Source organism: Fodinibius sp. AD559 (assembly GCF_052712805.1).
Genome location: NZ_JBQPVW010000003.1, coordinates 285,175 through 298,376 on the forward strand (window position 1 = coordinate 285,175; position 13,202 = coordinate 298,376).

Annotated in this window: 10 protein-coding genes; 4 read left to right on the top strand and 6 right to left on the bottom strand. The window is 46.3% G+C overall.

All coding sequences use genetic code 11. The features are described from left to right. Positions 1-14: 14 nt before the first annotated feature. From ACQ4LT_RS06955 to ACQ4LT_RS06965, 3 genes are all read left to right on the top strand, one after another. Positions 15-1,577 carry a glycerol-3-phosphate dehydrogenase/oxidase gene (locus ACQ4LT_RS06955; RefSeq protein ID WP_445665307.1) on the top strand — a complete coding sequence of 521 codons (1,563 nt, stop codon included), beginning with the start codon at positions 15-17 and terminating at the stop codon, positions 1,575-1,577. A 441-nt stretch (positions 1,578-2,018) separates the two neighbouring features. Then, positions 2,019-4,616 carry a glycoside hydrolase family 31 protein gene (locus ACQ4LT_RS06960; RefSeq protein WP_445665308.1) on the top strand — a complete coding sequence of 866 codons (2,598 nt, stop codon included), beginning with the start codon at positions 2,019-2,021 and terminating at the stop codon, positions 4,614-4,616. Between the two features lie 857 nt (positions 4,617-5,473). Then, positions 5,474-6,220: a Mut7-C RNAse domain-containing protein gene (locus ACQ4LT_RS06965; protein ID WP_445665309.1), complete on the top strand. Its 747-nt coding sequence runs from the start codon at positions 5,474-5,476 to the stop codon at positions 6,218-6,220. A 495-nt stretch (positions 6,221-6,715) separates the two neighbouring features. On the opposite strand, the gene ACQ4LT_RS06970 is transcribed toward ACQ4LT_RS06965, so the two are convergent. The 6 genes from ACQ4LT_RS06970 to ACQ4LT_RS06995 form a co-directional block, all read right to left on the bottom strand. Beyond that, the gene (locus ACQ4LT_RS06970; protein WP_445665310.1) at positions 6,716-7,084 is read right to left on the bottom strand and encodes an endonuclease domain-containing protein; all 369 of its coding nucleotides are present in this window, start codon (positions 7,082-7,084) and stop codon (positions 6,716-6,718) included. Between the two features lie 567 nt (positions 7,085-7,651). Then, positions 7,652-8,437, bottom strand: a complete 786-nt coding sequence (locus ACQ4LT_RS06975) for a DUF5995 family protein (RefSeq protein ID WP_445665311.1) — start codon at positions 8,435-8,437, stop codon at positions 7,652-7,654. 73 nt (positions 8,438-8,510) lie between these two features. After that, positions 8,511-9,398 (bottom strand): phosphorothioated DNA-binding restriction endonuclease, encoded by an 888-nt coding sequence (locus ACQ4LT_RS06980; protein WP_445665532.1) that lies wholly within the window; start codon positions 9,396-9,398, stop codon positions 8,511-8,513. 9 nt (positions 9,399-9,407) lie between these two features. Further along, complete coding sequence (locus tag ACQ4LT_RS06985) at positions 9,408-10,847, bottom strand: 5-methylcytosine restriction system specificity protein McrC (protein ID WP_445665312.1); 1,440 nt, start codon at positions 10,845-10,847, stop codon at positions 9,408-9,410. A 12-nt stretch (positions 10,848-10,859) separates the two neighbouring features. Next, complete coding sequence (locus ACQ4LT_RS06990) at positions 10,860-11,339, bottom strand: hypothetical protein (protein ID WP_445665313.1); 480 nt, start codon at positions 11,337-11,339, stop codon at positions 10,860-10,862. Positions 11,340-11,441: 102 nt separating this feature from the next. Continuing rightward, the gene (locus ACQ4LT_RS06995) at positions 11,442-12,302 is read right to left on the bottom strand and encodes an AAA family ATPase (RefSeq protein WP_445665314.1); all 861 of its coding nucleotides are present in this window, start codon (positions 12,300-12,302) and stop codon (positions 11,442-11,444) included. Between the two features lie 251 nt (positions 12,303-12,553). Between ACQ4LT_RS06995 and ACQ4LT_RS07000 the strand changes: the two genes are divergently transcribed. Next, positions 12,554-13,054 carry a hypothetical protein gene (locus ACQ4LT_RS07000; RefSeq protein WP_445665315.1) on the top strand — a complete coding sequence of 167 codons (501 nt, stop codon included), beginning with the start codon at positions 12,554-12,556 and terminating at the stop codon, positions 13,052-13,054. Positions 13,055-13,202 lie beyond the last annotated feature (148 nt).

The window sequence follows — 13,202 nt, forward strand, 5'->3', positions numbered from 1 at the left end:
AAGCATTTTTTTCTATGGATCGCAATAAACTACTTCAAGAAGTACAGAACGATACTGAGATATGGGATTTCATCATCATAGGCGGCGGCGCAACGGGGCTCGGTACAGCGGTTGAAGCAGCCTCCCGGGGATACAAAACGCTGCTTCTGGAACAGCACGATTTTGCCAAAGGTACTTCGAGCCGAAGCACCAAACTGGTCCACGGCGGTGTACGTTACCTCCAGCAAGGTAATGTGGCACTTGTACTTGAAGCTCTTCGCGAACGCGGACTGCTTCGTCAAAATGCTCCACACCTGGTAAAAAACCAATCATTTATCGTACCCAACTACGAATGGTGGGAAGGGCCATTTTACGGTATCGGACTCAAAATTTATGACAAGCTGGCCGGCAAACTGGGACTCGGTCCCTCCAAAAATTTATCCAGAGAAGAAACGCTCGATTACATTCCCACGCTCGAACCCGATGATCTGAACGGCGGTGTTATTTATTATGATGCACAATTTGATGATGCCCGACTGGCGATTAATCTGATGCAGACCATTTTTGATCACGATGGAGTCGCCCTCAACTACATGAAGGTGACCGATTTGCTTAAGGCTAACGGTTTGGTATCGGGGGTAAAGATCGAAGATCAGAAAGGCGATCATAATATGGAAATACAGGGACGTGTTGTCATTAATGCCACCGGCATGTTTACTGATGAAATACGCCAGATGGATAACCCACAAGCCAAGCGGCTTATGAAACCGAGTCAAGGTGTTCATGTTGTACTCGACAAATCATTCCAACCGGGTGAAAGTGCCATTATGGTACCTCGAACCGATGACGGACGGGTCCTTTTTGCCGTCCCGTGGCACGACCGTATCATTGTTGGTACTACCGATACCCCTCTCGAAGAACCCTCACTTGAACCCCGCGCTCAGGAAGAAGAGATAGAGTTTCTGCTAACCCACGCCGCAAGATATCTTACCAAAGATCCTGAACCCGAAGATGTACTCAGCGTCTTTGCCGGTATTCGTCCGCTGGTTTCTCCCGAGGGCGATGACGACACCGCTTCAATCTCCCGCGATCATACTCTGCTGATCGATCCGTCGGGATTAGTAACCATCACTGGCGGAAAATGGACGACCTACCGCAAGATGGCCGAAGATACCGTTAACGAAGCTGCGGTTGTAGCGGGACTTGATGAGCGAGAATCCGTAACCCAAAATCTGCGCCTGCACGGCTGGCTTAAGAATACTGACGCCGCCGAGCCCTATGAGCTATACGGTTCTGATGCGCTTTCACTTAAAAAGATTGCGGAAGAGAATGATGGCTGGGGCGAACCTATTCATTCAAATTTACCCTATACCCCCGCTGAAGTTGTCTGGGCAGCCCGTAATGAGATGGCCCTCACGGTCGAAGATGTCCTCTCGCGCCGCACACGCGCCCTGCTGCTCGATGCTCGCGCCAGTATCGAAATGGCTGAGCCGGTAGCTAATCTTTTAGCTAAGGAATTAGGTCGAAATGAAGAATGGCAACAGCAACAAGTCGAAGAATATACCGAGTTAGCGAAGGGCTATTTGTTGACAGGGTAAGTTTTCAACATTTAGATCCGCAAAGTTTCCAAAACTTTGCGGATCTTGCCGTGGCGATAGATTAGGTTATGTTTATTCTTTTTCCCACGTCTCCCGTGACCCCGATCTTAAATCCTCCGGCATAAGAATTGTGAGCGATGGCTAAAGAATATGGATGTGCATTTTATACTGATCCGTTGCTATAAAAGCAGGCTAATCCTGCGAAGGATCATTAAAATGCACGTATTCTGCAAAGCCAGAGTAATTTCACAATTCTCAGCCGGTGAGTTTTTTGGTTACTTTTTTGCTCACTCAAAAAAAGTAACAGCATATTCCACAGCCAAGGTTGTGAGAGAGTTGTACTCTCGAAAAACCCAGTATTAATAAAAAATTTCCGGGAGTATAACTTCCTTAAAACTCTGAAATATATTAGAACCATCGGATGGCCAACCCAGCCATTCGATGGTATCACAATTTATCCCGTTGTATTACGGGCATGTTTTTATATTTTCTGAAGTCCTTTACGAATTTCATTTTCATTATCGACTTATGGCCAAGAACGATCCCGAAGCAAAACAAAAGCAGTCCGAAGAAGGTCAACAACGCAAAACGGACGTTTCCTACCAACGTCAACCCAACAACATAGCCGACTACCGGGTTGACGGACAACAGTTAACACTCCGCTCCGAAAATGATATCCGGCTGCAGATCACCGTTCACACTCCCGAAATCATCCAGTTGAAATACATTCTCGAAGGCGATCGTCCCACCGATTTCTCCTACGCCATTGCCCCCGATTTCGACCCCAATAATACTTATTTCGCGATACGCGAAACGGATAAACATATAGAAATAACCACTGATTCGCTTCTATGCCGCATATCTCAAAAGAATATGCAGGTAGACTTTCTGGATACCGACGGCACGCTACTATGCAAAGACAAGAAACCCTTCCTCCGTAAAGACAGCATCATGAAGGGCATCACCGAATTAAAAATCACCAAAGAGGCACCCGAAGGCACCCACTATTTTGGACTGGGCGATAAAATCACCGAAGACGGATTGCGGGGCGAATCGTTCGAAAACTGGAATACCGATTCCTACGCCTATGAGCTCGACAAGCATCGCGATCCGCTTTACCGAAGCATCCCTTTTTACCAGGCACTTAACAGCGACGGCAACGCCTACGGCATCTTCCTCGATAATACCTACCGCTCGCATTTCGATTTTGATTCAAACGACAATGGCACCTGCACTTTTTCGGCCGACGGCGGATGCATGAACTACTACTTCATTTACGGTCCGGAGCTGAAAACCATATCCGAACGCTATGCCAAGCTGACCGGAACGCCCGAGCTGCCGCCCCTGTGGGGACTCGGCTACCACCAGTGTCGCTGGAGCTACTATCCCGAAAAGCGCGTTAGAAAACTGGCCGAAACCTTCCGCGATAAACAGATCCCCTGCGACGCCATCTACCTCGATATCGACTACATGGACGATTACCGGGTCTTTACCTGGAACCACGATCGATTTCCTGATCCCAAAAAATTAATTAGCGACCTCAAAGAAAAAGGCTTTGAAACCATCGTCATGATCGATCCCGGTATCAAAGTGGATGACGATTATCAAGTATATCAGCAGGGATTGGAGAACGACTACTTCTGCAAACGTCCCGACGGCGAACTAATGATCGGGCCCGTCTGGCCACCCAAAACCGTATTCCCCGACTATACGGATCCTCGAGTCCGCGAGTGGTGGGGCGACCTCTACGAAGATCTGCTTACAGAGAAAGGAATCAGTGGTATCTGGAACGACATGAACGAGCCCGCAGTCTTTGAAGTCAAAACCAAAACCTTTCCCAACGACATTCGTCACCACTTTGACGGACATCCCGCCAGCCACAAAAAAGCTCACAACATCTACGGCATGCAGATGGCCCGCGCCTCGTACCAAGGCATCAAAAAACACAACCAAGACAAGCGTCCCTTTCTGCTCACCCGCGCCAATTTCTCCGGTGGACAGCGTTATGCCGCCCTGTGGACCGGCGACAACATCGCCAACTGGGAGCACCTGCGCCACGCCCTCGAGCAGTGCGTACGGCTCAGCATCTCCGGCTACTCCTTCGTAGGCACCGACATCGGCGGCTTTGTCGAACAACCCAGCGCCGAGCTGTTTACCCGCTGGCTGCAACTTGGGGTCTTCCATCCGCTGTTCCGCAATCACACCATGGGCTACGAGGTAGAGGGAGCCGAAGTCATCAAAGAAGAGCAGGGAAAACAAAAGAAGCTGCAATCCGATGCCGACCAAGAACCCTGGACCTTTGGCTCAACATATACCGACATCAACCGCTCGGTCATAGAACTCCGCTACCGCCTGCTGCACTACCTATACACCGCATTTCACAAATACGTGCAGCACGGCACCCCGATATTACGACCCACGGCCTTTCACAATCAGTCCGATGCCAAGTCTGTTAATTCTCGCGATACCTTTTTGTTTGGGGATAAAATTTTAGTGGCGCCCGTTATCAAAAAAGGTGCACGCGGCAGAAAAACCTACCTCCCTTCGGGCAAATGGTACGACTATCGCACCAACAAGCTCCTCGAAGGAGGAAAAACCCACTCCGTTGATGCCCCCATTTCTGAGATCCCATTCTTTGTAAAAGCCGGTACGGTACTGCCCCTCCGCGAAGTGATGCAGTACACCCACGAACGCGATCCCGAGCAGCTCGAATTGAATGTGTACTACGGAGAGGAATTCACCGAAAGCCAGCTTTACGAAGATGAAGGAGAAGGATATTCTCACCACGAGGGTAATTATCGTCTCACAACATTCCAATGGGAATCAGCTCCCCAAGAAAAAGCAACCCTAACTGCCAATCGAGAGGGTACCTTAATCCCGAAGTATGACAGGATAAAAATCAATCTCATTGGACTCCCGTTTGAACCTGAATCCATCGAAGCAGACGGAGAACCCATTCAATTGCAAAAAACATCCGAAGACCAGTCGGTATACACTTTTGAAGTTGACACTGATTTTAAAACTCTCACAATCTCCTGATAGCTCTCACAGGGATTCCCTCCATTTTAAAAACTGTTTTAAATCCCCTCCTCTGGGAGGGTGCCGGGGCACGAGGCGGGGTGGGTACTAAAATAGTCCATTCCAAAGAACACCTCCCGACCGCTTGCAGATTCACAAGCGCTCACTCCTCTTGATAGAGGGGAATTTATTCGTGCTATTTTTCTGATCACTCACCTCCCAAAAAGCAATTTCCAAATCCCCTCCTGTGGAGGGGGTACGGGTATCGATTCGGTGATCTTTGACGAATCGATGGGGTGGGTATTCAATTTTTCTTTTTAATAAACCCCTCCTCTCAAGAGGAGATGTTCCATCTGCTGACTTCACGGTTTTACCACTCAGGAGCTGGGGGGTGAATCGCGGAAAAATAAACTATAAAAGCATAAAACAATTTAAACCCGGCATAAGAATTCTGTGCGGAGGCCAAAGGGTGAACCAGATAATTCTATACCGGTAAGATCCCATAAATATCCTCCTTAAGAGAAGGACCATTAGAATTATTCCACCCGACGGCCAAAGCGAATTCAGAATTCTAAGCCTTGATCTTTTCGTTCCTTTTGTATCAAGACAAAAGGAACACTACATAAAACCTTAATGACAAAAATAAATAGCACTACTTGACAACTGTGTATCAAATTAATCACAATTAATAAATAATTGTTATCAAACATCCCTCCCGCTTCGCGGCACTCCCTTCAAAGGGAGAATATTCAGTGCCCATTTTTCGATTTTCAATACTCAAATTATTTTACAGATGTAAAAAATAGGCAGCTGATAAATTTAACTTCAATTTCCGATATCCCTATCTTATCCACCAATCGAAATTGAATGTTAGCTGAATGCTTCGGGTCACCCTCCGATTTTACGGCGATTTGAACAACCTCCTTTTCGGGGGTTTTACCGGTCCGACCGTGGAGCGCCTGCTGACCGCCCCCACCTCCGTCAAAGATCTGATCGAAGGATGCGGCGTACCCCACACCGAAGTGGATCTGATTTTGGCAGACAATCATCCGGTCGACTTCTCCTACCTCATTCAAGAGGATCAAAAAATCAGCGTCTATCCCTTTTTCAGCCATATTGATATTCCCAGAAGTGAGCGTCTCCAAAAACGAACCCTGCCCCACAATCGTTTTCTGGCAGATGCCAACTTAGGCAAGCTGGCTCGCTATCTTCGGATGGCCGGATTTGATACCGCTTATATTCAAGGGCAATCCGACAAGGAAATCATAAGCCAAATGCTGGGTGAAAAACGTGTACTGCTATCCCGCGACCGTAAGCTGCTGATGCATAAAGTGATAGAATACGGCTACCTGCCGCGATCGGATGATCCCGCTGAACAGCTCCGGGAAGTATGCCACCGCTTTAATCTCTTTGATGACGTCCATCCCTTCTCACGATGTCCCAACTGCAACGGCGTGCTGCAATCCGTACCCAAAGAAGAAGTGATCGATCAGCTTGAACCCCTTACAAAAAAGCATTTTGATGACTTCTCTCAATGTCCCGACTGCGGACAGATTTACTGGGCGGGCTCCCATCGCCGGCGACTGGTCCCAAGGGTAAAGGAAATTTTGGGAATTGGGGATTAGTTATTTGTTAAACGGTCTTCTGGGAAAGTGTGTCTTCTTTGGAAGAGAGAATTGCGGGTATCGATTCAGCAGAACTCAGTCGAGTCAATAGGCTGGGTAAATAGTCCATATTTTATACATCCCGACCCCGATGAATCGGGGCCACCCCTCTCGATAGAGGGGATTGATTTCTTGCTAATGTTGAATTTATTCTCCTTTCGGAGGGTCGCCGACGCTTCAAAGCACAGCCTTCGCAGCTTGTGCTTCGGCATAGCAGGCCTTCAGCAACGTAACGGTGCCGGCACGAGGCGGGGTGGGTACTAAAAAAGTCCATTCCAAAGAACACACCCCGACCGCTTGCATATTCACAAGCGCCCCCCTCTTGATAGAGGGGAATTTATTCGTGCTATTTTCCTAATCACTCAACTCCTAAAAAAGCAATCTCAAATCCCCTCCTGGGAGGGGTACGGGTATCACATCCGAGACTTCGGATGTGATGGGATGGGTTAACCCAATCTATTTTTCCAGTTCACTAATCTGCCACTGCAGCTCTCGCAATACACCATTTAAATCATTCTTTACACGAATATCCTCAAAACGAATAACCGTAATCCCAAATCGTTCTATCCGCTGCTGGCGCGATAAATCCTCCTCATATTTAAAATCATGGCTACTTCCATCAACTTCTATGACCAGCATTAGCTCACGGCAAAAGAAATCAACAATATGATTATCAATAGGCTTTTGACGGTCAAAATCATACCCCAGAAATTGCTTATTTCTTAATTTCATCCACAACAATACCTCCGAAAACGTACTGTTATTGCGAAGCTTACGCGCCAGCGGAACTAACTTAGGATTATATGGAATGATCTTCTTGCTCATCAGACAGTAAGATCCATCAGCATACCAATCCTTACAGTTCAATCTTGAACTAACACACCCCGCTCTTCTCAAGAGGGGACTTAACCCATTGCCAACTTCACAGTTTTTTTTATCCCCTCCACGGGAGGGGTACGGGTATCGATTCGATGGTTTTTGCGAATCGATGGGGTGGGTAAGAAAATATTACTAAAAGAACACACCCCGGCCGCGCCGAAGTATCGGCACGCCCACCCCTCTTGATAGAGGGAAATTTATTCGTGCTGTTTTTCTGATCACTCAACCTCTAAAAAAGCAACTTTCAAATCCCCTCCTGGGTGGGGTGCTGAGCCTGCGAAGCGGGGTGGGTAAAGATATTGAGTAACACACCCCGCTCCGGCATAAATTCATGCCGGACCACCCCTCTTTATAGAGGGGATTTATTATTGCCAAATTCCACTTCCTCATCTTTTTCAGAAAACACCTTTAAATTCCCTCCAACGAAGAATACAGGTATCGAATCTAAATTCAGGCATCTCGTTAGACACCTCCGCGGATCAAGACAGGTCCCCACATCAAATACCAAACAGATCACTTTAGCTTATCAATAATCACCCGGATGTCCTTTTCCTCGAACGTCCGAATTAAACTAAGGACATTGGGAAGCAGAAATCCCGGGGGATCAAGCACTCTCTTAGCAACTTTCAATACCTGTTGGTCCATATTGCGAATGATATGTTCTTTCTCCTCCTCATCTGCATGCGCCAGGGTCACAGCGACATTCCATGCAAAGTCGCGGGCCCTCCTCAGGCTGAAATTAACAACGGCCTCGTCGTTTTGCTCCCCTATCCAGTCGATCAGAAACAGCAGCGGTGATGCCCGGGAAATCCGTTCCTGCATCTCATCAATCAGCTCCTCAAGCAGGGTATTCACCATCATAAAATCCTTTTTAAGGGACTGTATCTGTCCGTCGGGAACCGTCTCGGCCGCCGCAATACCCAGATCCAGGTTGATATGTGCATTCATGCCCAGCAGCAGATGCTGCAAAATGATTGGATTTCTGCCGTCCGGGTCCTCCGCAGCATCGAAAGCAATTTTCCATACAAAAGGAACCGGCTTGTCGTGACGATAGCGCCAGAAGGCCCGAATATATTTCTTAGCAAAATCGACATCGAAGCGCTCCATCCTCCGGGGATCTTCGAACTGTCCCTTTTCGATTCCTTCGCCAATCTTGGCGGTCGTTCTACGGTATACAAAAGCAAAAATCGCCAGCGGACTGCCCTCGGCCACCGAAGTTTCGATGATTTCGTCGAGCTCTTCAAGTACCCCGTCAATCGTAGTAATTTCCGTCATAGCCACAGCCTTGCGTTGTATCACTTTTTCATCCGGTTATATAAAAGGGAGGAAGGAAAGAGGCAAGTGGTAGCGAAAGATCTTAAATCACGGATAATCAACCCACGCGACCGGGACTTTTAAATACCTGATCGTGATTCCAGGTAATGTAATCGATACCGGGCTCATACACCGCACGGACCGGCGGACGTATTTCATCGCCGTGAAAGCGACCCAGCCATAAATCAAATCCATCAGTGCCAATGACTTTTTCCGATACTATAAACCGCTGATCGTCATTAAGGGTAAAAGCCCCTAAATCAAACAGCTTGTGGTGCATGGTACAGAGGGCAATGCCGTTAGACACTTCATCAGGTCCGCCCGCACTATGCCATTTAATATGCGCAGCTTCTATACATATGGTTTTGGCGCCGATGCGAACGTCAAAATCGCAGACTGCACACCGGTGCTCGTACGCCTGCAACACATTCAGCCTAAAATTCGGATCGCGTGGTTTCTTGCTTACCGTCTGATCTTCCAGGTTTACTCCCGCTTCGTGAATAATATCTTCATGAATGGTATTGGGGAAATGGGCATCCAGTAGTTCCGAACAAATACTACTAATAACAGATGGGCTTTCTTTTAAAAAGTTATAAACTTCAAGTGTAAAGCCAGCCCGGATATCTTTATTTCTCAGTTCGGTTTTCCGTACACCTCCGCTACTGTTCAGCGTTAACTCAGTACCGCCTTCCACTTCCCATATACCATCATTGCGCAACCTCCAAAATGGATAATGGGTGTTACTTGCATTGCGTGGAGTGCCAAACTCTTCCAGCAAACGTTCCAGTTCTCCTTCAATCATTTTATAAGGAAGCAGCCGCTGACCATGATTCTGCAAATAACCGAGGGCCAGTATCACCAACAATGGCTTATGGGGTGCCCTGCGGTCACCACTTTTCCAAACAGTAAGCGATTTAAATTTATTTAGGATTTCTTGCTCGGTCATCATCCTGTGTCAAAATAATTTTTGGAGAACATTGATCTCCGTATCATTCATAGAGAAAGGAATAGCCGTGAGATTAAGTTGAATATGCCGATTCCCTCGACTTATTTCTGCAGTATGCACATGACGTTCACGCTCTATTAACGATTCCCACGTTTTCTCTTTGCAGGGGTACATAAGCGTGCAACGAATTTCCTTGTCTTCTGGCAGAGAGGCATAAGCTAATATTTGGAGCAAATCGTTACGGTGCCGTTCCCTGATGGTATCGCCGATATTATACCAGTTTGCGGTATTCAGATCCTCCCAGTGATCTTTATATTTCGCATCTATAATATGAACAACATCCTCTTTTTCTACCACGAGGTCTGGCACTAGTGAACCTTGCGAACCCAGAAAAGGTGGATCCCACGAAATAGGTACTACTGTTTCCCGATTATGTCCACTTTTTAATGTTCCCCCAGTCTGCGCTACAATTTTTTCAATTATCGATTCAACATAGGATTCAAATAACTCTTCCATATTCATCTTCCATGGTAGGCCGCTCAAATCTCCTAATCCAGCCAAGCCCTTGTTTTCGGTAGTCCAGACTATGGCTTGCAGTCCGCGCTGAATAGCTCCCCCCTGCAGGAGGGATGACTGCAAATAGTCGATTTTGAGGTTATTAGGTTGGCGGGGCGGGCAGTCCGCCACTTTTTGGATGAGCTGATTACACAAATCAATAAGTTGAAGCACATGAACGCCGGCATCACGTTGGGTTACCAAACTCTGTCGCTGCTTCTTTAATGCAAAATGGACAACAGATTTAAGATCGCGATTCTCCTGCAATTCCGGATATCTACATTTGAAGTTTAAGAATTTTCCCTTTGCCACCTGTTTCTGTGCATAGTCCGCCCAATCAACTTTGCCTTTGGGTTTAGTTCGATATAATTCATCCATTTCGAAACGACGATCAAGCTGTTTTATTAATTCTTCCAGGCGTCCCAGAATTACGCTCGATAATACCCACGGTGGGACACGCCGCTCAGAGATCTTGAGCTGAGGCAGATTCAAGATATTGGGTAGGATCTTCCATCCTGTTGTAGATAAAATAGGTCCAATGCCTTGCCAGCCAAAGCGAGGCCTTATAATCAAACTATATTCATATTTATGTGTGATCGGGGAAAGGAGGGGAATGGCACCGACACAAGTATGTGATTTTAATTTCAGCTTCAGATTATCCCCAGAATAGTAAATCTCGGGAACCAGATCGAGCTTATTAAGCGTATCCCTGTTGAGATTCAAAAATTGCTGACCCAGCTTTGCCGTTATTTTGTCTTCATTCCGAGCATCCACATGCTTCGACAAAAATTCGGTACCCAGATAGGCCGTCTGATTATCGTGAAGTTCTAAGACATCCGAATGATTAGCCTGTAATTCCTTGGCCCACTCATCGGCTGTTTGCTTTTTAGCCATGGCAGTTAATCCTTAAAGTTGCTCAATCTCCTGGATATAGGCATGAATAGCATCTGCAAAATTGGCCACATAGCCTTGCGCCAAATATTCTTTCAAGAGAGGAATCAAGTTCGTCTGCATTTGAGTAGCGGCATCCACATCGTCGTGAGCAATGAAATAGGAGTGTCCAGGCATGAGATCGAAAGAATCCTCGGAAGCATAATTGATAAAAATCGATAATAATTTCTGATAGGCTTCCTTCGTCATCTCATTTCCTTTTTCTTCCACGACCTCTACCTGTGGCCACATGTTAAGGAAAGCGAACCGACGACGAATGGCTACATCTAAAATAGCAATGCTGCGATCCGCCGTATTCATAGTGCCAAGAATATGCAGATTAGGAGGAAAGGTTAACTCCTGACCAATTTCTCCACCAAAATCATAGGGCAACTGAATAGTACGATCCTCATAAGGTTCTAAACCATAAATAGCTTCGCCCAATACTTTCGCCAAATCTGCACGGTTAATCTCATCAATAACTAAAAGAACATCCTCTTCCGTTTGGTACGCTTTTTCAACGGCATCCAGCAGGTGTCCACGGCTGATACTGAAATTCTATCCCAACTCCGTTCCTGTAGATGTAGGAAACAGTCCCCCAATAAAATTTTCATAGGTAATATTGGGATGAAACTGGATAGTCATTCCCTGACTCTCATAATCTTCTTCCAATAGCTTATTCGCCAATCGAGTTTTGCCTGTACCCGGCGGGCCTTGGAGTACTACGTATTTCCGTTGTTTTAGAAGATTTCCAACCTTTTGCTGGGTCACCGTTGGCATTAGATAGGAAAAGTAGTTGCTTTTAATCTCTTTGAATTCATCTTCGGCAGCACTAAGAGGAGTATAACCCCGCTCCTCAAAATTAAAATCTAAAAAAGCTTTTAGTGCTTTTTCTGCTATTTCATTCTTCGCAATACAGAAACCATAAATCTCTTTTCCATACCGATCAAATATATTTTTATACTCGGGATGAGCATTAATAACGTTTTGAGGCACACCAATATCAGTACGGACCGCATCTTTTTTAGCCCAAGAAATGGGCTCATTTCCGGAATACTGCTCATTTAACCAGCGGACAATGGCATTCATTTTTCGCGAATGGCCAGGCTTACCAATAATATTTTCGTCGGGACTTAATCCCTGCGTACCCACAACCATGGCAATCATAGCGGGACCGTCTTCCACAGGAAAAATTACAAAGCTCATTCCACTGTACCCTCCACTTGTAGGATTAGACTTATGGATAACAGCAGAAAAAGGTATTTTGGCGGCGGGTGTACGAAATTGAATATCGTTTTGAGATCTTAATGAGTAGCGACCACCACTCGACCCGAACAGTTCCTCAAATGCTTTTTCTGATTCCTCCGACCAATTTTCTGAATCATAGGGTCTTGCACATAACTCAAGTAATGAATCCATTCTTCTAAATTTATTTTAAGAATTTTACTCTCAAAGGTGGACTATTTACGAAAAGATTACAAATCTCATCAATTATTAACCAACCTTATAGTTTAAAAACTGAACAAACTTTTTCCCTTTTGATCAAAGCTATAATCCAGTCCATTGCATATTCATAAAATGTGATCAATGCACATTTTCTCTATATTAGATAGGCAGCATTCAGACATCTCAGAAAATACATACATTGGAACCTCAGCCGACAGCCCCCTATGAATAAATCCCGTTTTCTAACCCTTGCCGCCAAGCCCATTTTATTCCTGCTGGAATACCTGTTTAAACTTGCTGCCGGTGTTATTTCCATGATTGTACTGGGAGCCGGCGGATCTTTTTTCAGCAAAATCGGCACAGGCTTTGGCTCAATTGGGAATGTCCTGCATCGAATCGCGGAATGGCCTGATAGCCTTGCGTATATCAGTACAGTAATTCAGGATTATAACACCCTTACTGCCTCGGCATTTAACGAGCGTTACGGGGGAGATGCAATAAGCCGGGTGATGGAGTTGCTTAACGAAGGCGTGGCTTATGGACAAGCAGTATATCAAAATATAACCCAGCAGCCGGTGGCAACGGTTGTGGCTACCCTGCTTGTTTTTCTTCTCTTTTATATCATTGGGCGGGCCTGCCGCTTTTTCCGTCAAAAAGGACAGGGATCTTTCCTGGTCAAAAAAGAACGCGAACTCGGGGAACGTGTCTTTGACCAACCGGAGTAAAAAGATTATCACTAAGGCACAAAGATTAATGAGTGAACCAGCTGATTAGCAAGAGACACACCCCGACCTCCGCCAAACCCGGCGGAGCCCACCCCTCTCCAAAGGGGACTTTGCCCATTCTTTTAAAGTGGACCTCAAGGGGAGAATT

Excerpts from the sequence above, each read along its gene's own strand:
- ACQ4LT_RS06955 (WP_445665307.1), top strand. The coding sequence starts at position 15 with ATGGATCGCAATAAACTACTTCAAGAAGTACAGAACGATACTGAGATA.
- ACQ4LT_RS06960 (WP_445665308.1), top strand. The coding sequence starts at position 2,019 with ATGGTATCACAATTTATCCCGTTGTATTACGGGCATGTTTTTATATTT.
- ACQ4LT_RS06965 (WP_445665309.1), top strand. The coding sequence starts at position 5,474 with ATGCTTCGGGTCACCCTCCGATTTTACGGCGATTTGAACAACCTCCTT.
- ACQ4LT_RS06970 (WP_445665310.1), bottom strand. The coding sequence starts at position 7,084 with ATGAGCAAGAAGATCATTCCATATAATCCTAAGTTAGTTCCGCTGGCG.
- ACQ4LT_RS06980 (WP_445665532.1), bottom strand. The coding sequence starts at position 9,398 with ATGACCGAGCAAGAAATCCTAAATAAATTTAAATCGCTTACTGTTTGG.
- ACQ4LT_RS06985 (WP_445665312.1), bottom strand. The coding sequence starts at position 10,847 with ATGGCTAAAAAGCAAACAGCCGATGAGTGGGCCAAGGAATTACAGGCT.
- ACQ4LT_RS06995 (WP_445665314.1), bottom strand. The coding sequence starts at position 12,302 with ATGGATTCATTACTTGAGTTATGTGCAAGACCCTATGATTCAGAAAAT.
- ACQ4LT_RS07000 (WP_445665315.1), top strand. The coding sequence starts at position 12,554 with ATGAATAAATCCCGTTTTCTAACCCTTGCCGCCAAGCCCATTTTATTC.